The 25,985-nt window shown below is 65.0% G+C and carries 25 protein-coding genes and 2 tRNA genes; 5 read left to right on the top strand and 22 right to left on the bottom strand.

Annotation, left to right across the window (positions count from 1 at the left end):
- Window positions 1–57: 57 nt before the first annotated feature.
- From CXY77_RS07660 to CXY77_RS07645, 4 genes are all read right to left on the bottom strand, one after another.
- Entirely contained in the window at window positions 58–741 is a 684-nt protein-coding gene (locus CXY77_RS07660) for an ATP-dependent Clp protease proteolytic subunit (protein WP_092339947.1), read from the bottom strand.
- Between the two features lie 27 nt (window positions 742–768).
- A complete protein-coding gene (locus CXY77_RS07655; RefSeq protein WP_092339946.1) occupies window positions 769–1,371 on the bottom strand; it encodes an ATP-dependent Clp protease proteolytic subunit in 603 nt (200 codons plus the stop codon).
- 165 nt (window positions 1,372–1,536) lie between these two features.
- Window positions 1,537–2,943, bottom strand: a complete 1,407-nt coding sequence (tig, locus tag CXY77_RS07650; protein WP_158252797.1) for a trigger factor — start codon at window positions 2,941–2,943, stop codon at window positions 1,537–1,539.
- Between the two features lie 43 nt (window positions 2,944–2,986).
- A tRNA-Pro gene (locus CXY77_RS07645) sits at window positions 2,987–3,060 on the bottom strand.
- Between the two features lie 183 nt (window positions 3,061–3,243).
- Between CXY77_RS07645 and CXY77_RS07640 the strand changes: the two genes are divergently transcribed.
- Window positions 3,244–3,314: transfer RNA gene (locus CXY77_RS07640), tRNA-Gly, on the top strand.
- Between the two features lie 397 nt (window positions 3,315–3,711).
- Here the strand turns inward: CXY77_RS07640 and CXY77_RS07635 are convergent.
- The 12 genes from CXY77_RS07635 to CXY77_RS07580 form a co-directional block, all read right to left on the bottom strand.
- Window positions 3,712–4,590 carry a type II secretion system F family protein gene (locus tag CXY77_RS07635; RefSeq protein ID WP_104129897.1) on the bottom strand — a complete coding sequence of 293 codons (879 nt, stop codon included), beginning with the start codon at window positions 4,588–4,590 and terminating at the stop codon, window positions 3,712–3,714.
- A gap of 10 nt (window positions 4,591–4,600) precedes the next feature.
- Window positions 4,601–5,557, bottom strand: coding sequence for a type II secretion system F family protein (locus CXY77_RS07630; RefSeq protein WP_092339943.1), 957 nt, complete (start codon window positions 5,555–5,557; stop codon window positions 4,601–4,603).
- Entirely contained in the window at window positions 5,554–7,008 is a 1,455-nt protein-coding gene (locus CXY77_RS07625; RefSeq protein WP_198412807.1) for a CpaF family protein, read from the bottom strand. The genes CXY77_RS07630 and CXY77_RS07625 overlap by 4 nt, the downstream gene beginning before the upstream one ends.
- Window positions 7,005–7,898 carry an AAA family ATPase gene (locus tag CXY77_RS07620; protein ID WP_158252796.1) on the bottom strand — a complete coding sequence of 298 codons (894 nt, stop codon included), beginning with the start codon at window positions 7,896–7,898 and terminating at the stop codon, window positions 7,005–7,007. The genes CXY77_RS07625 and CXY77_RS07620 overlap by 4 nt, the downstream gene beginning before the upstream one ends.
- A 41-nt stretch (window positions 7,899–7,939) precedes the next feature.
- Window positions 7,940–8,665, bottom strand: coding sequence for a Flp pilus assembly protein CpaB (locus CXY77_RS07615; protein ID WP_092339940.1), 726 nt, complete (start codon window positions 8,663–8,665; stop codon window positions 7,940–7,942).
- Between the two features lie 8 nt (window positions 8,666–8,673).
- Window positions 8,674–9,693, bottom strand: a complete 1,020-nt coding sequence (locus tag CXY77_RS07610; protein ID WP_104090470.1) for a pilus assembly protein TadG-related protein — start codon at window positions 9,691–9,693, stop codon at window positions 8,674–8,676.
- Window positions 9,681–10,133, bottom strand: coding sequence for a TadE/TadG family type IV pilus assembly protein (locus CXY77_RS07605; protein WP_233197302.1), 453 nt, complete (start codon window positions 10,131–10,133; stop codon window positions 9,681–9,683). Before CXY77_RS07605 ends, CXY77_RS07610 begins: the two co-directional genes overlap by 13 nt.
- 61 nt (window positions 10,134–10,194) lie before the next feature.
- Entirely contained in the window at window positions 10,195–10,386 is a 192-nt protein-coding gene (locus tag CXY77_RS07600) for a Flp family type IVb pilin (RefSeq protein WP_092339937.1), read from the bottom strand.
- Window positions 10,387–10,539: 153 nt separating this feature from the next.
- Window positions 10,540–12,132, bottom strand: coding sequence for a multicopper oxidase family protein (locus CXY77_RS07595; protein ID WP_104129896.1), 1,593 nt, complete (start codon window positions 12,130–12,132; stop codon window positions 10,540–10,542).
- Window positions 12,133–12,179: 47 nt separating this feature from the next.
- The gene (locus tag CXY77_RS07590; protein WP_092339935.1) at window positions 12,180–13,163 is read right to left on the bottom strand and encodes an Fpg/Nei family DNA glycosylase; all 984 of its coding nucleotides are present in this window, start codon (window positions 13,161–13,163) and stop codon (window positions 12,180–12,182) included.
- Window positions 13,164–13,169: 6 nt separating this feature from the next.
- Window positions 13,170–13,661, bottom strand: coding sequence for a ribose-5-phosphate isomerase (locus CXY77_RS07585; protein WP_092339934.1), 492 nt, complete (start codon window positions 13,659–13,661; stop codon window positions 13,170–13,172).
- 9 nt (window positions 13,662–13,670) lie between these two features.
- Window positions 13,671–14,291, bottom strand: a complete 621-nt coding sequence (locus CXY77_RS07580; protein ID WP_092339933.1) for a DsbA family protein — start codon at window positions 14,289–14,291, stop codon at window positions 13,671–13,673.
- Window positions 14,292–14,452: 161 nt separating this feature from the next.
- On the opposite strand from CXY77_RS07580, the gene CXY77_RS07575 reads away from it, so the two are divergent.
- Both CXY77_RS07575 and CXY77_RS07570 read left to right on the top strand, forming a co-directional pair.
- Window positions 14,453–16,027 carry an MFS transporter gene (locus CXY77_RS07575; RefSeq protein WP_092339932.1) on the top strand — a complete coding sequence of 525 codons (1,575 nt, stop codon included), beginning with the start codon at window positions 14,453–14,455 and terminating at the stop codon, window positions 16,025–16,027.
- Window positions 16,028–16,108: 81 nt separating this feature from the next.
- Window positions 16,109–17,656, top strand: coding sequence for an SDR family NAD(P)-dependent oxidoreductase (locus CXY77_RS07570; RefSeq protein WP_092339931.1), 1,548 nt, complete (start codon window positions 16,109–16,111; stop codon window positions 17,654–17,656).
- A 3-nt stretch (window positions 17,657–17,659) separates the two neighbouring features.
- Here the strand turns inward: CXY77_RS07570 and CXY77_RS07565 are convergent, their stop codons facing one another.
- The gene (locus tag CXY77_RS07565; RefSeq protein ID WP_092339930.1) at window positions 17,660–17,959 is read right to left on the bottom strand and encodes a type II toxin-antitoxin system PemK/MazF family toxin; all 300 of its coding nucleotides are present in this window, start codon (window positions 17,957–17,959) and stop codon (window positions 17,660–17,662) included.
- A gap of 2 nt (window positions 17,960–17,961) precedes the next feature.
- Complete coding sequence (locus tag CXY77_RS07560) at window positions 17,962–18,297, bottom strand: YlcI/YnfO family protein (RefSeq protein ID WP_199181899.1); 336 nt, start codon at window positions 18,295–18,297, stop codon at window positions 17,962–17,964.
- Between the two features lie 32 nt (window positions 18,298–18,329).
- On the opposite strand from CXY77_RS07560, the gene CXY77_RS07555 reads away from it, so the two are divergent.
- Both CXY77_RS07555 and CXY77_RS07550 read left to right on the top strand, forming a co-directional pair.
- Window positions 18,330–19,442, top strand: coding sequence for a hypothetical protein (locus CXY77_RS07555; protein ID WP_104129895.1), 1,113 nt, complete (start codon window positions 18,330–18,332; stop codon window positions 19,440–19,442).
- Window positions 19,443–19,475: 33 nt separating this feature from the next.
- Entirely contained in the window at window positions 19,476–21,035 is a 1,560-nt protein-coding gene (locus CXY77_RS07550; protein ID WP_092339927.1) for an ATP-binding protein, read from the top strand.
- A gap of 89 nt (window positions 21,036–21,124) precedes the next feature.
- Here the strand turns inward: CXY77_RS07550 and CXY77_RS21080 are convergent, their stop codons facing one another.
- From CXY77_RS21080 to CXY77_RS07530, 4 genes are all read right to left on the bottom strand, one after another.
- On the bottom strand, window positions 21,125–22,468 hold the full coding sequence (locus tag CXY77_RS21080; RefSeq protein ID WP_369831297.1) for a multicopper oxidase domain-containing protein: 1,344 nt from the start codon (window positions 22,466–22,468) through the stop codon (window positions 21,125–21,127).
- A 1,270-nt stretch (window positions 22,469–23,738) separates the two neighbouring features.
- Window positions 23,739–24,101: a DUF2249 domain-containing protein gene (locus CXY77_RS07540; protein WP_104090476.1), complete on the bottom strand. Its 363-nt coding sequence runs from the start codon at window positions 24,099–24,101 to the stop codon at window positions 23,739–23,741.
- A 71-nt stretch (window positions 24,102–24,172) separates the two neighbouring features.
- The gene (locus tag CXY77_RS07535; RefSeq protein ID WP_092339924.1) at window positions 24,173–24,850 is read right to left on the bottom strand and encodes a metalloregulator ArsR/SmtB family transcription factor; all 678 of its coding nucleotides are present in this window, start codon (window positions 24,848–24,850) and stop codon (window positions 24,173–24,175) included.
- 4 nt (window positions 24,851–24,854) lie between these two features.
- A complete protein-coding gene (locus CXY77_RS07530; RefSeq protein ID WP_104090477.1) occupies window positions 24,855–25,913 on the bottom strand; it encodes a DUF2332 domain-containing protein in 1,059 nt (352 codons plus the stop codon).
- Between the last annotated feature and the right edge of the window lie 72 nt (window positions 25,914–25,985).

The raw sequence follows: 25,985 nt of genomic DNA, 5'->3' as shown, positions 1-25,985 counted from the left end.
CCGAAATGGCGCGCCGCCCGCAGGCGACGCGCCGGTCGTACCGGTTCAGGTCACAGGCTATTTGACCAGCATCGGAAGGTTTTTGCGGCTGGTCAGAACCTGGTCGATCAGGCCGTATTCGAGGGCCTCGGCCGCGCTCATGATCTTGTCGCGGTCAATGTCCTTGTTGACTTGCTCCACGCTCCGGTTGGAGTGGTGAGCGAGGGTCTCTTCAAGCCAAACGCGCATGCGCAGAATCTCGGCTGCCTGAATCTCGATGTCCGAGGCCTGGCCGCCGCCCTGGCCACCAACCGAGGGCTGGTGAATGAGGATGCGCGCGTTCGGCAGGGCGAGACGCTTGCCCGCTGTACCACCGGCAAGCAGCACTGCGGCAGCGGATGCCGCCTGGCCGAGGCACACGGTCATCACGTGCGGACGAATGTACTGCATGGTGTCGTAGATCGCCGTCATAGCGGTGAACGAACCGCCGGGCGAGTTGATGTACATGGTGATGTCGCGGTCGGGGTCCTGACTCTCGAGCACGAGGAGCTGGGCCATGACGTCATCGGCCGAGGCGTCGTCGACCTGCACACCGAGAAAGATGATGCGGTCTTCGAACAGCTTGGCGTAAGGGTCCTGGCGCTTGTAGCCGTAGGCGGTGCGCTCTTCGAAGGTGGGGAGAATGTAGCGAGATTCAGGAGCGTTCTTGGTCGAGCCGCCCATCGAGCTGTAGGCCGTTCCACCGAATGTGGGGATAGTCATGATTTCTTCCTGTTCAGTTTCGGTGGACTACTTGGTGACTGCCGCGTCGGGGTCAGTGCCGCCGCCGCCGATGACATCCGAAGCGGATGCGCGGAGGTGATCGACGAAACCATATTCGAGGGCTTCCTGAGCGCTGAACCAGTTGTCGCGGTCACCGTCGGCGTTGATCTGCTCTGGCGTCTTGCCGGTCTGCGCGGCCGTGATCTCCGACAGTCGCTGCTTCATGTCGAGAATGAGGCGCGCCTGGGTCTGGATGTCGGCAGCCGTGCCGCCGAATCCTCCGGACGGCTGGTGCAGCAGCACCCGGGCGTTCGGGGTGATGTACCGCTTGCCCTTGGTTCCACTGGTCAGCAGGAACTGCCCCATCGAGGCGGCCATGCCGATACCGACGGTGACAATATCGTTGGGTACGAACTGCATCGTGTCGTAGATTGCCATTCCGGCGGTGATCGAACCACCGGGTGAGTTGATGTAGAGGTAGATGTCTCGCTTCGAGTCTTCGGCTGCCAGCAACAGGATCTTGGCGCAGATCTCGTTGGCATTTTCGTCACGGACCTCTGAGCCGAGCCAGATGATGCGGTCCTTCAGCAGTCGGTCAAATACACCGTTGGTGGGTGTCGGGTCGGCCATGTCGTGCTCCGTTTCAGTTGTCGCTTCTCAATGAATCTATCGGAGCGCGCGAGCGAAAACGGCTCTGTTCGCCCTCGGCAGATTACCGGGCCGCGCACACGGCTCCCTCAGCATGCAAAAGGCCGACTGGGAAGATTCCAGCCGGCCCTTTCACGCAAACAACCGCTACTTCTTGGCAGCGGCCTTCTTCTTCTTGGGCTTCTCTTCAACCTCGGCGTCGGCTTCGACGACGGGGGCGTCGTCGTCGCTGGTGGCGGCATCCGCTTCGACAGCGGCGTCGTCGGCGGAATCATCAGCGACCGGGCCGGTGAATTCGCTCAGGTCGACCGGCTTGCCGTTGGAGTCAACGACCTCGGCCTTGCCCAGGGCGATGGCGAGGGCCTTGTTACGGGCAACCTCGGCGACCATCGACGGAATCTGACCGTTGGTGTTGAGCGTCTGTACGAACTCGCTCGGGTCCATGCCGTACTGGCTGGCGCCCTGGATGAGGTACTGGGTCAGCTCGTCCTGGCTGACCTTGACCTGCTCCGCTTCGGCGATCGTGTCGAGCAGAATCTGCTGACGGAACGTCTTCTCGCTAGCCTCGGTGACCTCGGCGCGGTGGGTGTCGTCTTCGAGTCGGCTTTCGCCCTCGAGGTGACGGTTCACCTCGTCGAGGATGATCGCGGCGGGGATCGGAACGTCGACCGAACCAAGCAGCGTCTCAATGAGACGCTCGCGGGCCTGGCTGCCCTGGCCGAAGGCCTTGGAATTCTCGACCTGAACCTTGAGGCTCTCGGTCAACTCGGCGATCGTGTCGAACTCGCTCGAGATCTGAGCGAAGTCGTCGTTGGCCTCTGGCAGTTCGCGCTCCTTGACAGCGATGACCGTAATCGTGATCTCGGCCGTCTCACCCTCGTGGTCTCCGCCCATGAGGTCGGAGTTGAAGGTGGTGGTCTCGCCGGCGCTGAGCGAATCGAGCGCCTCGTCGATGCCGTCGATGAGGTCGCCGGAGCCGACCTCGTAGGAAATTCCGCTGGCGGTGTCAACCTCGTCGCCGTCGATCGCGGCGTTCAGGTCGATCTGGGCGAAGTCGCCGGTCTTGGCGGGGCGGTCAACGGTGATAAGCGTGCCGAAACGGCTGCGCAGCTTGTCGAGTTCTTCCGCGACTTCTTCGTCGGAGACCGAGACAGCATCGACGGTGAGCTTGAGGCCGGCGTAGTCGGGCAGGTCGATCTCGGGGCGCACGTCAACCTCGATGGCGAGAAGCAGATCACCGGAGAAGTCGGTGTTGCTCGGCCATTCGACGATGTCGGCTTCGGGGCGACCCAGCGGGCGCAGCTTGTTCTCTTCGACGGCGGCGCGGTAGAAACCGTCGAGGCCCTCGTTGACGGCGTGTTCCAGAACGGCAGCCTTGCCGACGCGCTGGTCGATGATCGCGGGCGGGATCTTTCCCTTACGAAAACCGGGGATGTTGATGTCTTCGGCAATGTGGCCGTAGGCGTGGGTGATGGCTGGCTTCAGCTCGTCGGGGCTCACCGTGATGGTGAGCTTGGCGCGCGTGGGGCTCAGTTTTTCGACCGTGGACTTCACTCGAGACTCTCCTGTGTATTGAAACGGTGTGCTGCGGGTAATGTCGGGGCGACAGGAGTTGAACCTGCGACTTCTCGCCCCCAAAACGAGCGCTCTACCAAGCTGAGCTACGCCCCGGATCGTTCGATCCGCTGGTACTACTTTTGTTGGGGAATCAATCTGTCGGCGCAGGCAGAAGCTTGCGACAGCCGGATTGACCTCAGTCAGTCTAATGCACGGCATTCGAGCGGATACGCCCGCACTGGCATCCGGTGCCCGGTTTCTTGTACTACGCTATTCCAGTGCCCGAATGTTGGGCGTGGGGTCGTAGCTCAATGGTAGAGCCTGAGTTTTCCAAACTTATGACGCGGGTTCGATTCCCGTCGACCCCTCCCAATTGAAGGGACCGAAGCCAGATGGCTTCGGTTCTGCGTGTCTCCCGCAAGGTGAGGCGCAACCCGTGATTAGCACCGTAGTTTTCTACCCAAGAAGTCCCCGGTACGTGCCCAAGCCGTTCTCACGGCTGGCGCCGTTCTCGGGCTGAGCGCCGTAATGACTTTTGCGCTGTTCACCGACGACGGCTACGTGGCGTCGGCTTCACAATCGTCGTGGCCGCTCGGCACTTCACCAACTGGACGGCACCGGCGGCAACTTATCTCGCCACGGTCAACCCCGGCAACAGTAAGGTGACCTGCAACCTCGCCTGATCCAGGGCCCACCCACACAGAACCGCCTCCCCTGCTGCAGCGGAGGCGGTTCTGTCCACGCCTGGTCACGATCTCCCCGGGCTCAGAGCGAGAAGACCTTCATGATGTTGATCACCGCGGGCGTCAGCAGCACGATGAACAGCACCGGCAGGATGCAGAACACGAGCGGGAAGATGACCTTGACCGGCACCTTCATCGCCTGCTCCTCCGCACGCTGACGGCGGCGCAGACGCATCTCCCCTGCCTGCACCCGTAGGACGTCGGCGATTGCGATGCCGTAGGTGTCGGCCTGGATGACCGACCGTGTGAAGCGGCGCAGATCGGCGGAATCGGTGCGATCGGCGAGCGCGAGGTAGGCATCCTTGCGGCTGCGGCCGATGCTCATGTCCTGCAGAGTGCGGATGAGCTCCTCAGCCAGCGGCCCGGACCCATTGGTTCCGGCCTTGCTCATCGCCGCCTCAAAGCCGAGGCCGGCCTCGACCGAAATGGTCATCTGGTCAAGCGTGTCGGCGAGCGCGTTCTGCATGGCTGCCTGGCGTTCCTGACCACGGCTGTACAGCAGCAGGTCGGGCACGAAGAAGCAGATCACCACGAGCAGGCTTCCGACCAGGATGCGCAGCGGAACGGGGTCGTTGGTGATCCACAGCACCGCGAGCAGCAGGCCGGCTCCGGCCAGGGCTGGTTTGGCGATGAAGATCTTATCGATGGTCCAGGCGGCGGGGCGGCCGGCCAGGGCGAGGCGGTGGTCAAGAAAGCCCACGTACCCCTTTGGTGCCAACTCACAACTGGCCGCGAGCAGTCCCGAGCGATGAGGCAGCAGGCCCGGCCGACCCAATCCGGGCAGCACAATGACCGCGTCGGCGACCGGGTCGGTTCGGCGGGCTCCGACCAGAATGGCTACGACAGCGGCGAGGCCGCCGGCCACAGCAAGGGCGGCGAAAAAGGTGAGTATCGGGGGCATCCGCTTCTCCTTAGAATTTCACTTTGACGACGGCCATCATCCAGAGCGAACCGACAATGAGCAGAACGGCGGCCACGATGATCGCGATGATTCCGATGATGTTGCCGAGGAACCCGTTGAAATAATTGGGCTGGCTGATGAGCAGGAACGCGAACACTCCGATCGGCAGGAGCACGAGCACCCAAGCCGAGAGCTTTCCCTCAGCGGCGAGGGATTTGACCTGACGCCGAACCTGATTGCGTTCCCGAATGGTGTGACCCACCTGGTCGAGCACCTCTGAGAGGTTGCCACCAGCCTCGCGGTTAATCGAGATGGCCTGGGCGACCCACTGAAAATCCTCACTGCGCATGCGCACTGCCGTACTCTCGAGCGAGTCGCTCAGGTCACGGCCGATGCGTGTTTCGTTCACGATGCGCGCAAATTCATCGGACGTGGGCTGTTCGGTTTCGTGGCTGACGGCATCCACTGCCCGCATCAGGCTGTGCCCGGCGCGCAGTCCGCCGGCCAGCAGCCCGAGTGATTCGTCAAGCTGATCGGCGAATTTGGCGCGGCGGTGCCCTGTGCGCAACCGGAGCCAGACCTTGGCGCCGACGACGGCGAGTGCCGCGAACAAAATCATGAGGGGCACCATCCAAACGGTGCCGTCACCGAGAAGCAGGCCGAGCAGGGCTGCCACCGCCGCTGCGGAAATCACCATGAGCACAAAAGCGGATGGCTGCATTCGGATCCCAGCCTGCTCCAGCTCGGCTGCGGTGAACGGCACCACGTTGCGTCGCCGGATCACTCGGTCGATTGCTCCGACGGTGCGGTCGGTGAGCCGGGTCAGCCCGGACACCTCTACCGCGCCGGGAGCGCGGCGACGATCCAGCGGCACGCGAAGCATCGGCGGCGCAATGACAAGAAGCACGACCACGAGCAGTGCGGCAACAACGCACAGCACACCGAACGCAAAGATCGCGGTACTCATCGCAGTGCCTTCGCGCTGCGGGTCAGCAGGTCGGCCTGGAACACACTCGGGTCCAAAACGATACCGAGGTCGGCGAAGCGATCGGCGAAACGTGGCCGAACGCCAGTGGCTATCGCGCGACCGAGCAGGTTTCCCGCAGGATCGACCCCGGCGTGGTGATCGAACACGAACACCTCCTGAAGGGTGACGATCTCCCCCTCCATGGTCTGCACCTCGGTGACATGGGTAATGCGCCGAGAGCCGTCTTTCATACGGCTGATCTGCACGATCACGTCGATGGCGGAAGAGATCTGCTCGCGGATCGCCCGCACCGGCAGGTCCATGCCCGCCATCAGCACGAGTGTCTCCATGCGCGCGATCGCATCGCGCGGCGAATTGGAGTGCACCGTGGAAATCGACCCCTCATGCCCGGTGTTCATGGCCTGAAGCATGTCAAGGGTCTCGCCACCACGGCACTCACCGATGACGATGCGGTCGGGCCGCATGCGCAGGGAGTTGCGCACAAGGTCACGAATGGTGACCTCGCCCTTGCCCTCGATGTTGGCTGGGCGGGATTCGAGGCGGATGACGTGTTCCTGCTGCAGTTGCAGCTCGACCGCATCCTCGATGGTCACGATGCGCTCTCGCTCTGGAATGAACCCGGACAGTACGTTGAGCAGGGTCGTTTTACCAGTCCCCGTTCCACCCGACACGATGATGTTCAGTTGTGCCTTGACGCAGGCGTCGAGCACCTGTGCCATTTCGATGCTCATCGTTCCCAAGCGGATGAGGTCGGTCACCGTGAACGGTTCCCGGGCGAATTTGCGGATGGTCAGGGAGGAGCCGTCCACAGCGAGCGGCGGGATGATGGCGTTCACCCGGGAACCGTCGGCCAGGCGGGCATCGACGAGCGGAGACGATTCGTCGATGCGGCGACCGACCTTGGACACGATGCGCTCGATCACCCGGCGAAGCTGGGCCTCGCTCGTGAAGTGGGTATCGCTGCGGGACAGCCGGCCGAAGCGTTCCACCCAAATCTGCTCGTGGCCGTTCACCATGATCTCGGTCACGGTGTCGTCGTCGAGCAGCGATTCCAGCGGACCATAGCCGAGCACGTCGTCGCCGATCTCATTGATCAGGCGCGCCCGTTCGTCAGAATTGAGTGGCACCTGCTCGTCGGTGACGATGTTGCCCAGCTCGGTTCTGGCGTAGCTGTGCAGCTGTTCCTCGGTCAGGCTTGAGTCGTTCAGGCGAAACCCGATGCGCTCGAACAGTTCCTGGGCCGCCCGCTCCTTAATGTCGGCAAGCGGATCGACGACGATCGGCGGCGCCGCCGCTGGTGGGGCGGTACGGGCTGCCGGTACGACGCCGTCGTCAGGCACGCTTGGCAGCGGATGCAGCGGTGCGGTGCGGTCAACGCGGGCCAGCGGACCGTCGCGCAGTGCGGCGTCCATTCGTTCATTGAGTCTCATGAGATATCCACCCTCTTGTGCAGCTGAAAGGTTTTCTTGGGGGCACCGGCGTCAAACCGGGCGACCAGCCTGTCGAGGGCGCGGGCGACGGGACTTCGTCCGCCCTCCTGCAACACCGGTACGCCCCGGTTTGTCGACACCGAGACCAGGGTGGAACGGGGCACTGCTACGTCGACCGGCACACCGATGGTCGCCTCGACATCTCGAACGCTCAGCCCACTGCGCCGATCGGCGAGGTTGAGCACGACGTGACGCGCGGGCGGCATGATGCCAATGCGATCGAGCACGGCGAGCTCTTTGCGCAACCCCCTGGCACTGGGTACAGTCATGTCGCAGAGGAAGACGGCATCGGTGGCTAGCTCCAAGGCAGCGAGAGCATGATCGCCGAGCCCCGGCGCTGTATCGATGATGATGTACTGAAAGACGTCGGCGAGTTGATTGATGAGATGACCGAGCTGATCGCCGGTGACGCGATCGCCGGCATCCGGCTGGTCGGAACCGCACACCGTGTAGAAGCCGCTCGAATGTGCGGTCAGCGAGGACTTGAGCACCATGAGATCGTCGACGGCGTTCCCCAAGACGACATCGGGCAGGGTCAGCGCCGGCTCCAGGGAAAGCGCCATTGCAACGTCTCCGAATTGCACGTCAGCATCGATGAGCACGACGGAGTGCGGGGCCAGCCGGGCGAGTCCGACGGCGAGGTTCGTGGCGACGGTGGTCTTGCCGAGGCCGCCTTTCGCCGCGACGACCGCGATGATGCGACGTCTTGGTGGGCTGCCAGTCGGAGGAAGGTCTTGTGCCGCTGGCTGGGTACTCGTCGCCGCTGCCAGGCCGACCGGTCCATCCGGCATTTCGACAATCACCTGGTCGGATACGGGGTTTGCCCCCACTGGGCTACCTTGCGGCAGGGGCCCGAAACTTTGCATTTGCCTCACCGGAACATCTCCGACCCGTCGACGACCCGGGAGCCGGCCTCGGTAGCCTTGTCGGGTTCGATCGTGAGCCAGACCGTTCCGAACTGCTGGCCCCAGACCAGGGACTCGATGTCGGGGGTGGTGCGGGCCAGAGTGACCATAATGACGCTCACCGGGGTGGCATCGGCGCCAGCGTCGGGCGTCGTCGTGGTGCCGGCCTGCACGGCCGTGACCAGCACCTTGTGGAAGACCTGCTTGCTCAGCAGCATTTCCGTTCCGTCGACGGTTTTGGTCGCGGTAATCACCACTCCCACGGTGTCGCCGGCTTTGAGCACGCCGCCCACGACTCGTTCCAGCGGTAACGCGAGGGTGAGCACCTGCATGCCGTCGGGAACCTTGACGTCACCGCGGGCGGCGAGGTCGGCCGCTTCGACCCAACGAGAACTGATCAGCTGCTCGCCGGGTACGAGCGCGGCATCCGCTACCGTGCCAGCAAGCGCGCTCAGTTTGGTCACCCGACCCGGAACGGCGGCTACCGCAGGAATCTGCTTCTGTTCAATGAACGTGGTGATGTCTTCAGCCTTGGTGCCCTGCGGAATCTGAGTCGTCACGACGAACACGGAGACCAAGGCTGCGCCGTCTGCCGCTCGGGCATCGGCACCGCGCACGTAGCCGGTGAGCGCGAAGGTGCCCACGAGGGCCAAGATAATCGCGACGATCGCACCGATAAGTCGGGTTTTCATGGGATCTCCTATTTGATGAGTCTGACAAACTCTGCGCCGAGATTCGGTCCGCCGAGCTCTTGTACTTCTGCCGAGTCAACCGACACCCAGTGGTCGAAATATCCCTGAATGCCCCTGCAATTTCCGGTGCATTTCGTCGCCGGCGAGGCTTGCGCAACTGGATCGAGGCTGGTCATCGGAAGATTATTGTTTCCGCTGAACTTCCACCCGGTGATGCGAAAGGCGGCAAAGGCATAGATGTGGTAGCTGCCCACGGCTCCCGTCACGGCGTCGTTGCCGTTGCTGGCGTAGGCGCGATCGAAGATGGGCACCAAGATCGTGGTGTTCAGCATGGCGTTGAAGTACGTGTCGCAGTCACTCGTCGGCGGGTCGTTTCCCGGGTCGCTGGGTACGGTCTCGCTGGTAAGGCTGACGGCAGCTTCGCAGGTGTCGGCGATCGGGTCAATCCAGCCGAAACCTCCCGGAATAGGGTGCCCGTCGCGGCCAGCGCACTCCAGATTCCGATCGTAGCGAATGAGCTGTAGTTTGCCGTCGAGAGCCGGCCGAAATTCGCAGTAAGAAATAGCGAGTGGCAACACGTTGGCGGCTTCGGGCGAACCCCACTCCGCCTGCGCTACCACGCTCATTGTCGTTGGAGCAGCTCCGATGGCGAAGAACGGCCTAATCGCGGACGCTCCAGATGCCTCCAAAGTCGTCGCTACAACCTGAACGCTGTTGGGAGGCGCGGGTGACGGCGCGGGCACGACCGCTGAGGCATTGGATTTTGCGTCGTTTGAATTGACATTCGCAAAGTCTCGAGCCTGGTTCGCGACCGTGGTCGGGGAGTTGCACAGGCCGTCGACGGCGCAGTTGCGGGCGATGGCAATGGCTGCTGCATCCGCCCCGTTCTGCAGTTGCGCTTTTTCGGCGTAGAGGGCGCCGACGTCGATCGCGATCGCCAGGAATCCCAGCAGGGGAATCATGAGGATGCCGACCATGACGGCGCTGGCGCCGCGCTCGGCGCGGAGCAGATGATTTAGCCACCGCACAGCATGACTCCCTTTCCGGTGAGCACCATTGATGTGTATGGAAGGTAGCCCGAGATGAGATCGACCGTGTGTTTGACCGTAACCGTAATGGTCGAATCGGTCGCACAGATGGTCGGGCTGACTGTGACTTCCCCAGCTGTCAGTGGAACTGACGGGGCGGCATTAAGGGTGGCCGTCTTCGCGTCGTCCACGACGTTGTGAATCGCCATCGACCGGGCACCCTCGCGGGCGGCTCCGGTGATGGAGATCTGGATGTTGTACAGCCGACCGAACTCGATGATGAAGAAGATAAGAATGATGAGAATTGGCAGTACCAGCGCGAACTCCACCGCTGCCGCGCCACGTTCACCAGAGTGCAGGCGCATCAGTCGTCGACGTAACCCCAACATCGGAGGTCCCTTCAGCTTGAGCGGCAGCGGCTTCCCTGCGGAAGCCGCCACCTTTTACCGCTGTCACTGTGCCGTTCGGTCGACCGACCGGCCGACCGAGTTCTATCGCTGGCTACTTAATGACGGGCAGTTTGCCGGCGACGCTGGTGAAGAGCGTGCCAAGGTTGGTCCCGAGCAGGGTGACGCTGACGATGATGGCGACGGCGATCAGCGCGACCATGAGGCCGTACTCCACCGCGGTAGCACCCTTTTCTTCTGAACGCAGGCTGTTGACGAATGCGGAAATCTGGGTGAAGAACTTCATGTCGGGTAGTCCATTCTGTGAGAAATCAGCCTGAGTGCCGATCGGTAGCTGAAATATATTCGACACGAGTTTTGCTCACAAATACCAAAACTGGGGCTGGTCAGGCGCTGGGCCGTAGACCATACTCATGGGTCCGAAAGAGAGTGCGTTACGTCAATGCCCGTGGTCTGGCGTCAGTACGCGCGGGCCATTTCCGACGGCCAGGTTCTCCCGCGAAATGATCGCGTCGTGAGCGGTCGGTGGCGTTCCGGCCTGCCCGCCCGGCCCGACGACCACGAACTGGCCCATCATTCCGGCATCTTCGTGCGCGAGCATGTGGCAGTGGAACATATACGGAAAGTTCGGATCGGTATATTCCGCAAACTGCATGATCAATTCGTAGCGAACGCCGGGTTCGAGATAGATCGTGTCCTTCCACCCGGAGAGTTCGGCTGGCGGCGACTCGGTCCCCACCCGCAACACCTGAAACTGCACGGCGTGCACGTGAAAGTTGTGCGGAAGCGGCATGGCGTTGTCGACGGTCCACACCTCGGTGGCGCCGGCCTCGACGGTCTCGTCGATGCGGGTCATGTCCATCAGCCGGTTGTTGATCGTGTAGCCGTTGAGGGTGAAGGAACGGTCGGTGGTGGCATCCGCTTTGTCCAGCGGCACGATGTTGGCCAGGGTGGTCGGCGTGGCGCCGATGCTGCTGAGCGCGTCGGCCGCGCGCAGTTCCATGACGTCGAGGGTGTCGTCGCCGGCGTTGCGCGTCGCTGCGCTGGCCGACGTGCCGAGATCGGGCGGGGTGGATTGCAGTTTCACGGTCTCACCCGGGGTCATTTTCACGAGAATTTCAGCACGTTCCCCCGGTGACAAGCGGATGCCGTCCATCGGTGCCGCCTCGCGGAGCAGTCCCCCGTCGGTTGCGATCAGGTCGAACGAGCGCCCATCGCTGAACCCGAAGTCGTACAGGCGCGCGGTGGACCCGTTGACCAGTCGCAGCCGCACGGCATCGCTGGTCACGTCGAGATAGGGCGCGAGGGTGCCGTTGACCAGCAGCTGGTCGCCGATCGGCCCGATGTAGCCACGCACGTCAGTGACAAACTGGCCGTTGTCGTCGAAGCGGCGGTCCTGCACGACGACGGGAATGTCATCGACCCCGTAGCTGCGCGGCAGGTTGAGCGCCGACTCCTCGTCGTCCTGCAGCAGGAACAGGCCGGCCAACCCCATCTCAACCTGGTGTTCGGTCTTTTCGGTGGGGTGCGGGTGATACCAGAGGGTCGCTGCGGGCTGGTCGATCGTGAAGTTCGGGCTCCAGCTGGCGCCGGGTTCGACCGTCTGGTGCGGGCCGCCATCCATTTCGGCGGGCAGGTTCATGCCGTGCCAGTGCACGGTCGTGGCCTCATCGAGGTCATTGCCGACATTGATGCGCACGTCGTCGCCGCGCTTCGCGACGAGGGTCGGGCCGAGATAGCTGCCGTTGTAACCCCAGGTGTCAGTGGCGACGCCGGGAGTGAACTCGGTCGTGCCCTCCTCGGCCGTAAGGTCGAAGACTCGCTCCCCGGCAGCATTCACGGTCGCTTCCGCCAATGGCGGGATGGCGAGCGGGTTCACGAAATCGATGGTACCGACGGTATCGATCACGCCGGCACCGGTGTCGCTGGTGCAGGCGGTCAGGCCCACGGCGAGTGTCACGGCGGCGACCACCGTGCCGCTGATGATGGTTGCCACACGACGGCGCGGCCGGGCAAGTCGACTCTGGATCATTACCCTATTTTCGCAGTGTGCCGGGCGCCCTCACACCACGGCGGTGCTCAGGCCTGACAGCGCGGGCACCAGTACAGTTTGCGAGCCGCCATCTCTTCGAGCACGATGTGGGTGCCGCAGACCCGGCAGGGCAGGCCTTCGCGCTTGTAGACCCAGTGCCGGTCGGCGCGCCTCTTCATGGCGAGGCGATACTCGTCGCCCTCGAGCTTGTCCATGGTCATCATCTGACCGGTCGCGACGCCGATGTGCAACAGGTGCGCCCAGTCCTGCCAGAGCGCGCGCACGGTGTCATCGCTGAGCGACTTGCCGGGGGCGTGCGGGTTGAGGCCGGCACGAAAGAGCATCTCGGCGCGGTAGACGTTGCCGATGCCGCTGACCACGCTCTGGTCCATTAGCAGCCGGCCGATCGGCGTGGGCTTCTTGCGCACGACGCTCACGAAACGTTCCTCGGCCTCGGGCGTGTTGCCCTGTTCCGGATCGGGGCCGAGCTTACCGATCACGGCGTCGACCTGGGCCGGGTCGAGAACCTCACAAGCGGTCGGGCCGCGCAGGTCGGCGCACACCGTGTCGCTCAAGAGGCGCACCCGCACCTGTCCGACCGGCTCAGGCGGAAAGGCATCGGCCAGGTCGATCTCCTTCTCCTGCTCGGACATCCGCACCCGGGTACTGCGGGGCGCTCCGATGCTGAAGATCGAGTTTTCCCCGGCCGAGTCATACGTAGCGAGGTCGGTGCCGTGCTGGTTGGTCTGACCCATCCTCCCGTTGGCCGAGGCCATCGTGGCATCCATCAGAATCTCGCCGCTGAAGTCCCAGGCGCCGTACATTCCTAAGTGGATGCGCAACCACAGTCCGTGGTCGAACTCCAGAAACATCTGCTTACCGACGGCGCGGGCATCCGTTATGGTGTGGCCACTGAGCTGGGCGGCGCCGACCACAAAACGGCCCTGCGGCGACGAGACGGTGACGCGGTGCCCGACGAAGTTGCGCTGGAATTGTCGGGTGATGCGATGAACGGAATGACCTTCGGGCACCTCAGCTCACTTGCCGTCGACGTTCTTGCCGGCAATGGTTCCGGTGATCTCGTATTCACCCAGCTGACGGATGCGACGCACGTGGCGCTCCTCGTCGCTGAACGGTTCGGCGATGAACGCGTCGATAAAGCCGGTGGCCTCCTCGATCGTGTGCTCGCGGGCACCGATCGAGATGACGTTGGCGTCGTTGTGTTCTCGGGCGAGCCTGGCTGTAGAGAGGTTCCAGACCAGGGCGGCGCGGGCGCCGGTCACCTTGTTGGCGGCCATCTGCTCGCCGTTGCCGGAGCCGCCGAACACGACACCGAGCGCTTCAATGCCTCCTTCAAGGTCGTCGACGGTGGCCTGCGCGGCATTGATGCAGAACGCGGGGTAGTCGTCGAGGGCGTCGTAGGTCTGGGGCCCGTGGTCGATGACCTCGTGGCCCGCCGCACGCAGGTGCGTGATCAGGTGGTGGCTGAGGTCGAGACCGGCATGGTCCGTGGCGATGTGGATGCGCATGTCACCATCCTATTTAGTGCCGACGACCTCGGCGAAAATTGGGTCGCGGGTACGGCTGCGCTTGAGCTCGAAGAACCCGTCGTAGCTCGCGAGCGCGACCACGCCGTCCCAGAGCGTGAGAGCGTCGTCGCCCATGGGTGCCGGGGAGATGACGGGTCCGAAGAAGGCCACGCCGTTGACCGCGATGACCGGGGTGCCGACATCCTGGCCGACCCGGTTGATGCCGTCGAAGTGGCTGGCACGCATCTGAGCGTCGTACTCGTCGCTGTCCGCAAAGGCGGCGAAGCTCGCGGGAAGGCCCACCTCGGCGAGCGCGGCGGGGATGACCTCGTCGGGATTGCGGTTGCCGCCAAGGTGAATCTGGGTGCCGAGCGCGTCGTAGAGCGCCTTGACTATCTTCTGGCCGTGCAATTCGTTGGCCGCGGCCACGAGTCGGGTGTACTTGAGTGCCCGCGGGAAGAAGGCGGCGTATTCCTCGCTGACGTCCTGGTCTTCGTTGAGAACGGCGAGGCTCATCACGTGCCAGGTCACGTCAAATTCGCGCAGGTGTGCCACTTCGTCAACCCAGCGCGACGTCATCCAGGCCCAGGGGCACGAGGGGTCAAACCAGAAATCTACAGAATCAGTCATGCCCCCAGCCTAAGCAGCACTCCTGAGTCATCCCCGAAAGTTAGACCCAACATTTGGGCGATGCCCCCCGTGAGGGGGTATTGTGGGTGGGTTGAAAAAAATCTGCACCACGCAGTACAGCTGTGTCTTCGCAGCACAATATCTCCACGGGAGAAATTCTTATGCTCACTGACCGAAGCACATCCAACCCGACGTCCAGCGCCCGGAGCGCCTCGGCAGCCCGGGCAAAGCCCCTGAAGTCTCTTCGCCGCCGCCGTATCGCCGTGTCCGACGTCAACGTCGTCGACAAGCCCATCATGAAGCGCGCCCTCGGCGGCACGATCGTGGGAAACACCATGGAGTGGTACGACGTGGGAATCTTCGGCTACCTCATCACCACCATGGGTCCGGTCTTTTTGCCGGAGGCGGACGCATCCGTTCAAACCCTGTTTTTGCTCGGCACCTTCGCGGCCACCTTCTTCGCCCGCCCGCTCGGCGGCGTGTTCTTTGGCTGGCTCGGTGACCGCATCGGTCGGCAGAAGGTGCTCGCGACCACGCTGATTCTGATGGCCGCGTCGACCTTCGCCGTCGGGCTGCTGCCCGGCTACGCGCAGATCGGGGTCTGGGCGGCGGTGCTGCTGGTGTTCGTCAAGCTCGTGCAGGGTTTCTCGACCGGTGGCGAGTACGCCGGGGCGACGACCTTCGTCAGCGAGCACGCGCCCGACAAGCAGCGCGGCTACTTCGCGAGCTTTCTCGACATGGGCAGCTACCTCGGTTTCGCCATCGGCGCGTCACTCGTCTCTGTGTTGCAGCTCACCCTCGGCCAGGACGTGATGGAGGCGTGGGGCTGGCGTGTGCCGTTCCTCATCGCCGGGCCGCTCGGCCTGATCGCCATCTACTTCCGCATGAAGATCGACGAGTCCCCCGCCTTCCAGGCCACGCTCGACGCGCAGGAGGAAGCCCAGAAGAACCCCATCGGTGCCACGGCCGACACTCCCAAGGGCCCGATCGCCATCTTCAAGGCGTACTGGCGCAACATCATCATCGCGATGATTCTGGTCGCCGCCGCGAACACCGTCGGCTACGCGCTGACCTCGTATATGCCCACCTACCTCACGGAGAATAAGGGGTACGACGAATTGCACGGTACGGCGCTGACCATTCCGATTCTTGTAGTCATGGCGTTGTGCATCCCGCTGGCCGGCCGGCTCTCCGACCGCATCGGGCGTCGCCCGGTGCTCTGGATCGGAGCCGTCAGCACGGTCGTGCTGTCGTCCCCGGCGTTCCTGCTGATCGGTATCGGCGACATCTGGTCGACCCTGCTCGGCCTGGCGCTCATCGCATTCCCGGTCACGTTCTACGTCTCGAACCTCGCCTCGGCCCTGCCGGCCCTGTTCCCGACGGCGAGCCGGTATGGCGCCATGGGCATCTCGTACAACTTCGCGGTGGCCATCTTCGGCGGTACCACGCCGTTCATCATCGCGGCCCTCATCGTGGGCACCGGCAACGACATGATGCCGGCGTTCTACCTCATGGGTACCTCGTTCATCGGGGCGATCGCCATCTTCTTCCTGCGCGAATCGGCCAACCGTCCGCTGCCCGGCTCCATGCCGAGTGTGAACACCCACGAAGAGGCGCACGAACTGGTCAAGACCCAGGACGACAACCCGCTGCTCGACACCGACGAAATGCCGTTCGACCATACCTTCGAGCCGCCGACCTACGCCATCCCCATTCAGGAGCCGGCGAAGATCTAACGTCTCGCGTGAGTGCGTGGCCGGCTTTCGGTCACGCACCCACAAACGGATGCTCACAGTCACCCCGCGTAGAATCCTCGAATGACCACCGCGCCCTCCACCACTGCGCCCACCGGCTCGGCACCAGAAGAATCGGGCGTGTCGACCGCTGACTTCGAATCATCCGATCCGGAATTCATCGACATCGACCCGCACGACCTCGCGGTGACCCTGCGGGTTCTCGCTTCCCTCAGCGACGTCGACCCGGACAGCGCCGACTTTGTCACCGTGCGCCAGGCCACCGCCAAGATGTTCAAGTCGGTCAAAATGGCGCGCCGCCTGGAGAAGCGTGCGGTCATCGCCGACGCCGATCGCAGCGTCATCGCCGCCACCGCCACCGGCGCGCCCACCCGCATCGACGACGAGACCCGCGGCGCGCAGCTGTCACTCGGCACCAGCGCGGCCACCGCCGGAGAACTACTCGTCCCCCGCGCCTGCTACATCTGCAAACAGAAGTACACCGTGGTCGACGCGTTCTACCACCAGCTTTGCCCGAGCTGCGCACTGTCGAGCCACGCCAAGCGCGACGCCCGCACCGACCTGACCGGCAAGCGTGCCCTGCTCACCGGCGGCCGGGCCAAGATCGGCATGTATATCGCGTTGCGTCTGCTGCGCGACGGAGCCCACACCACCGTCACCACCCGCTTTCCGCGCGATGCCGTACGCCGCTTCGCCGCCATGCCCGACTCCACGGACTGGCTGCACCGCCTGCGCATCGTCGGCATCGACCTGCGTGACCCGGCCCAGGTGATCGCCCTGGCCGATTCCGTCGCCGCCCAGGGCCCGCTCGACATTCTCATCAACAACGCCGCGCAGACCGTGCGTCGATCACGCGGCTCGTACTCCCCCCTGGTCGAGGCCGAGGATTCGCCGCTGCCCGATGGCCCGCTGCCGGAGATCGTGTCGTTCGGGCACACCAACGACGCGCATCCGCTGGCCCTGGCGGCGTCGGTGTCGGGGCATCCGCTACTCGCGGCCGCCTCCGGCGCGGGTGCGCTCACAGCGGATGACCTCACCCGGCTGGCCCTCGCCGCCGGGTCCTCTTCGCTCGAAAAGCTCGCCGCCGGCACCGCGATCGACGCCGGCGGCCTCGTTCCCGACCTGCACGACGTGAATAGCTGGACGGCCAATGTCGAGGACGTCGATCCGCTCGAGATGCTCGAAGTACAGCTGTGCAATACGACCGCACCATTTTTATTGGTGAGCCGTCTGCGGGCGTCGCTCACGGCATCCGCTGCCCGGCGCACCTACATCGTGAACGTGTCGGCGATGGAGGGGGTGTTCGGTCGCGGCTACAAGGGGCCAGGCCACCCGCACACCAACATGGCCAAGGCCGCGCTGAACATGCTCACCCGCACGAGCGCGAAGGAGATGCTCGAAGACGGAATTCTCATGACGAGCGTCGACACCGGCTGGATCACCGACGAACGCCCGCACCCCACGAAGGTTCGCCTGGCCGAGGAAGGCTTTCACGCTCCGCTCGACCTGGTCGACGGCGCGGCCCGGGTCTACGACCCGATCGTGCGCGGCGAGGCCGGCGAAGACCTCTACGGCGTCTTCCTCAAGGACTACCAGCCCGGCGCCTGGTAGTCGTCAGTCGAGCTCGAACGCCGTCTGGATGGCGGCGCTGAGTTGTGACTCCTGGCTGGGCAGCAGAAAACCAATATGGCGGCCGAGGCTCGCTACCGGGATGGTCACGATGTTGTCGCAACTCACGACGCAGTCCTGGTCGAGGCCGTTCGACGGGCCGACCGGCACTTCGGTGGACAGCCCCCGCACCGAACTGGTGATCGGTGCGACCGTGACCCGCGTGAGGTACGGGCGCACGAGCTCGCGGGTGAGCACAAGAACCGGCCGTGCCTTGTCGAGGTGCGCAATATGAATCGCGCGCATCGTCACGGGACGTCAGTCGGGAGGGTCGCGCCGTAGCGTGCGAGTTCGTCCAGGTCATCGACGTCTGTCGACTTCTCGGAGAGAATACGAACGTCACGCAGTGCAACCTCGCGACGACGTTCTCGTTCGAGGGCCCGCGTGATCACTGCGGCGCGGCTGCTGTCGCGGCCCTCCGTTACGGCGAGGTCAAGATAATCAACGATGTCGTCGGGGAGGCGCACCGCAATTTGTCGACTCATACCTGCAGCATACCGTTCTAGAACCCGATTTGGTATGCGATTCTCGGGCTGTGCGACGTCGAGCAGCAGCAGCGCGATAGCGAGGAAAGCAAAGGTCACGGGACAAAAATCTCCCCTGCTAGGCTGACCGGATGCTGCGCCGCACCCTGATCCTGCCGATCGTTTCTCTCGCTCTCGTCGCCCTCAGCGGATGCGCAGCCGAACCCGTGCCGGAACCGTCGGCCACGTCAACGACTTCGCCAACCGCAACGCCTGCCGCAGCCACCAGCCCGCTCAGCTGCGACGATATCGCGGCCCCGGGCGACATTGCCAACGTCTTCGCGGATCCCGCCGGCACCGTGCCAACCCCGGTTGCCGCGATGCAGCCGTCGACATTCCTGGTCGAGTACTCCGTTCCAGCCCTCGGCGGGCTGTCCTGCTCCTGGCGAGTCGGCGCGGCAGCGGGCAATCCGATGGATCACCAATCCGACTCCGACTGGGCCTACCTGAGCGTCAAGGTACTGCCCGGCGCGGCCGACACTTGGGCGCCAAACGATTCCGGCGCCGGTCCGGCCGACCCGCTCACCAGCATCGGCGGCATCGAAGCGGCCACCGGATGCGGCGACCCCGGGTGTTTCATCTCAGCACCCGTCGGTGACGCCTGGGTCGAAATCACGCTGAGCACGAACTCATTCGGTACCCGCGATGTGCGCTTTGACGGCATGACGAGCGACGCGATCGTAGCGCAGATGACGCCGCTCGCGGCATCCGTTTATTCCACTCTGACGGATGCCGAACCCAGCCAGGTAGCCTGGCCGGCGGTCGCCCTGACCCCGCGTGAACCGGCCTGCACCGGCGCGCTCAAGCCGCAGGGCATCGCCATGGCCCTCGGCGTCGACTCGCTCGAGTACGAAATCTTCGACTCGTCAAACATGAACCCGGTCTACTTCGACGGCTTCGTGTCGCAGGCCGCCGGGTTGTTTCGGTGCGACGTGCGTGCCGACGGCGTATTGGGCACCTCGATCCATGTCGGCTATGGTCTCGCCGGGATCGTTGACACGATGATCACGGAGCCGGACAGTCAGGCCGCATTGTCGCCGATCGTGCTCGAGGGAGCCGTCGAAGGTGAGCACGCCGTGCAGATCTGCGCCGACCCCTCCGGTTACTGCACCGTGATTTTCTCGCTCGGCGAATCGGCCTACTCGGTCGAATCTGTCTCCCAGGCTGTGGCTGTCGCCGAGGCGATCATCGCCCAGGCCCGCTAACCTCCTACTGCGCTACAACGACAGGAGCACGAGATGACCGAGGATACTTTCGACCGCGACGTCATGCGCTCGTTCAAGAAATTCATGGAACGCGTCGTGGCAACGGCGGATGCCCAAAACCCGTCGGGCCAGTCGCCGCTCGGCGACGCGATCACCGAGTTTCTCGGCGCGAACGCATCGACCCTGCCGGTCGTATCCGAGACTCTCGCCGATCATCGCCTGGTCGACGCGGACATTGCCCTGACTGCCCTGGCCGGAACTGATCCGGCCGCGCTTCTCGGCGTCTCTGGCGGGCAGCAGCGTTTTCACTCAAGCCTGTCCGAACTGGTGGCCAGCCCGTTCCAGGGTTTCGCTCCCGGGCCGGTGGACTACTCGGCCCGGGCGACCGGACCGACATCGACCCGTCAGGTGGTCTCATTCGGCCTGCGGCTCATCCGCTTTGAGGGTGAGCCGATTGCGGTGCTGCAACGCGCCGCGAACCCGCAATTCGGGCGCAACACGGCCGAACTCGAGATCATGGCCACATCACCGCAGGCGGTCACCGGCTTTCTCGAGCACCTGCGCGCGCTCATGATCGAGCACAGCGTGCTGCGCGGGCAGGTGCTCTCGTTCGTGCAGACCGAATACGGGGCCGGTGCCGGAATCAGTTTTCTGGAACGACCCGTCGTTCCGGCGGCCGCCATCGTGCTACCGGACGGCATCCTCAGCACGATCACCGACCACGTCATCGGAATCGGCGAGCAGCGCCAGGCACTGCTCGCCGCCGGTCAACACTTGAAGCGCGGCGTATTGCTTTACGGTCCTCCCGGTACCGGCAAAACCCTCACCGTACGCCACCTGCTGAGCGTTACCCCGGGCATCACCGCCGTGCTCCTGACCGGCACCAGCATCGTGCACATCGCTGCCGCCGCCGAAATCGCGCGCACATTCGCGCCGTCCATCGTCGTGCTCGAAGACATCGACCTGGTCGCGATGCAACGCAACACGACTCCGCAGCCACTCTTATTCGAGGTGCTCGACGCCCTCGATGGGCTCGACGGCGACGCCGATGTGGCCTTCGTCATGACCACCAACCGGGTCGAGGTACTCGAAAGTGCCCTCGCCGAACGGCCAGGCCGGGTCGATCTCGCCGTGGAAGTGCCCCTGCCCGCGCTGGCTGAACGCGAGCGGTTGTTCCGGCGTTATGCGGGCGGGCTGCCGTTCAGCCCGGCCGCCCTCGATGCCGCCGCCGGCCGAGCGGAGGGCGTGACCGGATCCTTCGCCAAGGAGCTCATTCGTCGGGGCGTGCTCCGCGCTGCCCTCCGTGCCGGCACCGTCAACGACACCGACCTGCAGGCGTCCCTCGACGATCTGCTGTCGGCGGGCGCATCCCTCACCCGACGGCTCCTCGGCACGAGCAGTGGTGAAATCCCGCGCTGGCAACCCGATGAGGAGCCGGGCCATGGGCCGAATGGCGGCAGCTACGTTCCGATGCAGGAGACGGCGCCCGTGGTGACGCGCCAATTCTCCTTCGGGTGGGGCGGCCCGACAGGGCCGGTCACAGCAGTGGACGCCGCTGAAGGCGACCCCGAGCAAACCGACGAGCCCCAATGACCGGTCAGCGCTCGTAGACGTCACGACGATGGCCGCCCGGGCAGCGCCCTACCGTCCAGCGCCGGATTAAAGCGGATGCCCGGTGGCGATTACGGCAGCACCTCGAAGATACCGCGGGCACCCTTCTCGGCATCCGACATGATGTGGCTGACGAAGGGGTAGTCGCCCGGCTGGGTGAAGCTGAGCTCGACGAACCCGCCCTGCGCAACGGCGAGATCGAGCACCTGGGAGCCGCCGCTACCGGTGCTGCCGCCGTGCTTCAACAGGTAGTCGCCCTCCTTATACACGGTGGAGAACTGACCGCCCACGACATGGAAGGCACTGCCCACATTGGGCCCGGCCGCCAGCACCCAGACGCGCACGGTCTCGCCCGCCGTCGCCTCTAGCGGCCGGGCAGCGTATTGGTTCGCGTAGCCGTTGAAGACCACGATGTCGGGGATCTGCGTCGCCACCTTCACGGCGTCCACTTCACCGCCCTGAGCGCCGAGGTACAGCTCGGACTGTACGAGGAGGTACTCGCGGTCCACCTCCGCCCGGCCCGGCGGGTCGATGATCACCGCGCCGAACATGCCGTTGGCGATGTGCACGGACATGGGCATGGTGGAGCAGTGATAGAGCCAGATGCCCGACCGTGTGGCGGTGAAGGTGTAGAACAAGGATTCTCCGGGTGCGATGGTGCGCATCACGGCGTCTGGCGCGATATCGCCGGCGTGGAAGTCGATCGAGTGCCCGACCGTGCCCTCGTTCACCAGCGTGATCTCGAATACGTCGCCCACGGTGCCGCGCAGGGTGGGCCCTGGCGCGGTGCCGTTGAACGTCCAGAGCATCTGGGTGACGCCGGGTGTCACCTCGGTCTCGATGTTCTGCACGGTCAAGGTCTGCCGGTGGACTTTGGCGGACGAGGCGGGCGGCAGCACGGCGTCCCTCGCCTCGAAACCGGCGTCGGGTTCAGCCATCGGGTCGAGATCCTCAGCAGCGGATGCCCCGGCTGCGGCCGCACCGTGGTCAGAGTGGGTTCCGCTCGCGGCGCCCCCGGCGACGATGCTGATCTCCATACCTTGCAGCCGGTGTCCGGCAATGGAGCACCAGCCCGCCACGCTCGCGCCGATCACGCCAACGTTCACGGTCTCGGAGGCGCCCGGCTCGAGGGAGCCCGACACCAGACCGGATTGCAGGACCAAGTTGTGCACCATCTCGTCGCTATTCGTGAGGGTGATGACCAGTTCATCACCGACCGGCACCTCGATGCGGTCGGGCACGAAGCGGGTGTCGACCATGTCGACCGCCACCGTGGTGGTGTGTCCGGTCGCGGCGGCGCCGGCCGCGGAGGAGCCGGCCGCCTGGGTCGACACCGTCCAGAGGCCAGCCGAGGCCGGATCGAGCACGATGCCGACGGTAACCGTGAGCAGCAGCACACTCGCCGCCGCGAGCATCCGCCCGGCGGCACGCGGTCGATCGACGGCCGTTCGTTCTCCCGGCACCACGCGCACGAGCGGCAGGACGCGCACCCGCCGGTTGACCCGCAGGGCCCTGGTGAACAGCACCAGAAAACCGGCCAGGGTGGCCACGATCAGCACCGACAATGCCACCGTGAGAGTGCTGGAGATGGGCAGCAACGACAGGGCGAGGGCGCCATTGACGACCACGACCCGAAAGAGGCCGCCACGGTCGAGCTCGGCCGCGGTTGCCTTGAGGGCGGCCGGGCCTCCACCGAGCACGACGGGCACCAGATAGCTGAGGGCCCCGAGTAGAATCTGGGCCGCAAAGCCGATCGCGAAGTACGGCACGAGGGTTTCGACGCCGGCGGCCGCGGCCGCCCAGCTGGGGGCGAGAGCCACCAGCAACCCGAAACCGGCGGTACAGAGGGCAAACCAGATCTGGGCGGCACCGAGGCTCCAGGCGGCGAAGGTCACGGCGGGCGCCCGGCGCAGGTGCCCGATACCCTCCCAGAGCACTCGACCCAGGGCAACGAGGTAGATCAGAACGCCGAGCGCCACGAGCATCCGCTGGTCGGCCAGGCAACCGACGAGGAGCAGCCCGAGGCCGCCCGCCAATACCGGAAGGGTGCTTCCGGCCGCCACTGTGGCGCCCTCGACACGGGTATGCAGCACCGTGGGCCAGAGCAACGCAACGGTACCGATGACGGTGAGGCCCACCCACCCGAGCAGGTTGAGGCCGAGATGGCCGATGAACAGGCGTTCGTAGGCCTCGCCTCCGCCGTCGAGCCTGGCCATCAGAATGCCGAGGGTAACGCCGCCGGAGAGCATCACTGCGCTGACAATGTAGTAGCGCACCAGCGGGGCGAACCGACCCGGCATCGCTCCACGGGTCTGGCTCACGATCACCACGGCGTGGACCAGCGCGTTCAGTCCGACCAGGCTGCCTCCGACCAGCACGAGCGGGTACCACTCGGCGACCATGCCGGTCATAACCGCCATCGCGCCCCCGGTGTGCACGCTCAGACGCAGGCCGAGTGAGCGGCGGTCCCCGAGGGCCTTGTGGCGAAGCAGGGTGTCGGCGAAGTGCTGACTCCAGATCAGAATTGCCGTGCTCACCGCGCCGAGCAGCAGCAGGTGCACGAGCAGCCAGCCCGACGACGGCACCTGGCGGTGCAGCAGAGTGAGAATCACCGCGGCGGCCAGCCAGGCAGGCACCAAACTGCCGGAGACGATGTGCCAGAGCTTGTCTTTCATAGGGTGGTCATCAGCGGCGTTGGGTCAGATCAACCCGGCTGTCGGACGAGTGAGTGCGGGTGAGGCGCACGGTCCAGGTTTCGGGTCCGCTCTCGAGGTAGGAAACGGCAAAGTCGCCGAGGCGGCTGGCTTCGAGCTGTCCGAGCAGCGGCAGCGGGTTGTGCGAGGCCACCAGGTCGAGGGCGAAGCCGGGCTGAATAACACCGAGTGCGCCAAAGATCGTGGCGTGGCGAATGGCGTGTGGGATGGGGCGAGTGTCGAGAACGATGGTCTCGGTGTCGTCGTGACCGCAGGCGCACGCGTGCGCGGCGGGAGCGTCGACATCTGCGGCACCGGGCCGGCTGGCAGACAGGTTGATCGGTTCGGCAGTCATAAAAAATCCCCTTTCACCGGGTCGAATGACCCTCGTGACCAGTTTAGAGGACTTTATTCCTTTCAATCAGCTCACGAGTGCTGTGGGGACAGGTGCACGAGGCAGAGCGTCGGCTGCACGAAGGGCTCCAGGCTGATGTCCTCGGCGTCGTGGCCAAGTGAGCGGGCGAGGCCTTTCATCAGGCCCAGGTGCACCGAGCAGACCACATCGGGATTCGATCGCGCCTCGGCCCGGAACGGGCAGGCCTTCAGCGCGATTACGGCTTCATCAGCTCGAAGTTCGGGCTCGAAACCGATCTCGGTGAGCACACTCAACAGCGGAGGCACCACGTCGGCAGCGGGCCCATCGGTCGCCACCCCAGCGGCCGCGGCCGCGTACTGCGCCGACCAGCGATCGCCGGCCCGTATCGCACGGGCGCGGCCGCCGTCGGCATCCTCGCCAATGACCCCGGCGAGAGTCTCGATCAGCTGCTGCTGGGCGTTCTCTGCCGCCAGCGGCGCCGCGACCGCGCTGAACAACACGTGTGGGCGGCCGCGCTGCCCGGCCCGGGCGACCTGGCGCTCGATGAGCCCGGCCGCCTCGAGGTGCTCAAGGTGAAACCGTGCCGTCGTGATGTGAAGTCCGAGGGCGTCGGCCACGGCGGCAACGCCCAGCGGCACAGCGGATTCGGTGAGCAGCGCCAGGGCACGACGGCGCGGCTCACTGGCCAGGGCAGCGTGCCTGGCTTCATTCTGCGTGGGCGGAACCATGATTTTAGAGTAGCAGCGTGCGGTTAAACCTGCGGTTGTGGCACTCGTCCGCCGGCGTGAGCCAGTGCAGTGACCGGCCGTGCGGCTGGGTCAGGGCGATCGGCTCGCCGTCCAGCGCAAGAATGAAGGCGGATGCCGGCATGTGTTCTAACAGCGCCGGCACCTCCGCAAGTCGCTCCAGCACCCCGGGCACCACGCTCTGTCCCTCGTTCGACAGCCAGCGCACCGGCAGCCGGGTCATCTGCTCGGCGAACCGGTTACGATCAGCCTCGTTGAGGTAGGCGAGCACCGCGGTGTGGAACACCACGACGGTCGCCCCGGCTGGAGCCCGGGCAACGAGTGCTTCGATCTGTTCGCCCAGGTCACCCGACACGATCGGGGCCGGCTCCCGGCGGGCCACGGCAACCGCGGCGCCCAGTCGGGCCCGCCGGTCATCGTGCTCCGGCCAGATGAGCGCGTCGAGCCAGGCCACATCCGTCTCGCTCGACACGTCAAGCGGGTGCAGGTCGATGCCGGCGCGCCAGACGATCTCGGGCATCCGCTCGGGCAACGGAACCGGGCCGGTGACGTCACAGTCCAGAACGACCGGGCTCGGACCGTCGAATGGGTGCAGCATCCGCTCACTGCCATCAGCCAACCGATACCGGTAGCTGTACCGGTCTGGGTGCAGGCACAGACCAGCGGATGCCCCCACCTCGATCAGCGCGAGCGGCCCGGCGAGCGCCGCCAGGGCCGGCAACAGCACGGCGCAACGACCGGGCTCGTTGGTCTGGGTGGCGTGGGTCAGGCAGGTCGCGGCCACGTCGGTCCAGTGCTCACGCAGCCAGGCCGCGAACTCGGGGTACTTCCCCACCGACGCACCGTGCAGCCGTGCCGCGCTGAACACCAGGTTCGGTTGGCGCTTGACCGCGGGCAGTTGGTCGATCAGGGCAACGGTAGCGGGATCGGCCGCGACACCGGCCGCCCAGGCCTCGTAGCAGGCGCTCATTCCGCGAGCTTCCACTTCGGCGAAGGCTCGGTAGCGTTCGGCGGTGGGGACCAGTGGGTCGGTGCTTGCTCTCATGCCCACATCGTAATCATGGTTAGGCTTGCGGGGTGCGATGGCGCCACGAGTGCCAAAGCTTCACAATCGTGA

This window comes from Cryobacterium sp. N21 (assembly GCF_002929575.1).
GTDB lineage: Bacteria > Actinomycetota > Actinomycetes > Actinomycetales > Microbacteriaceae > Cryobacterium > Cryobacterium flavum.
This window is presented reverse-complemented; position numbering and strand designations above follow the sequence as displayed.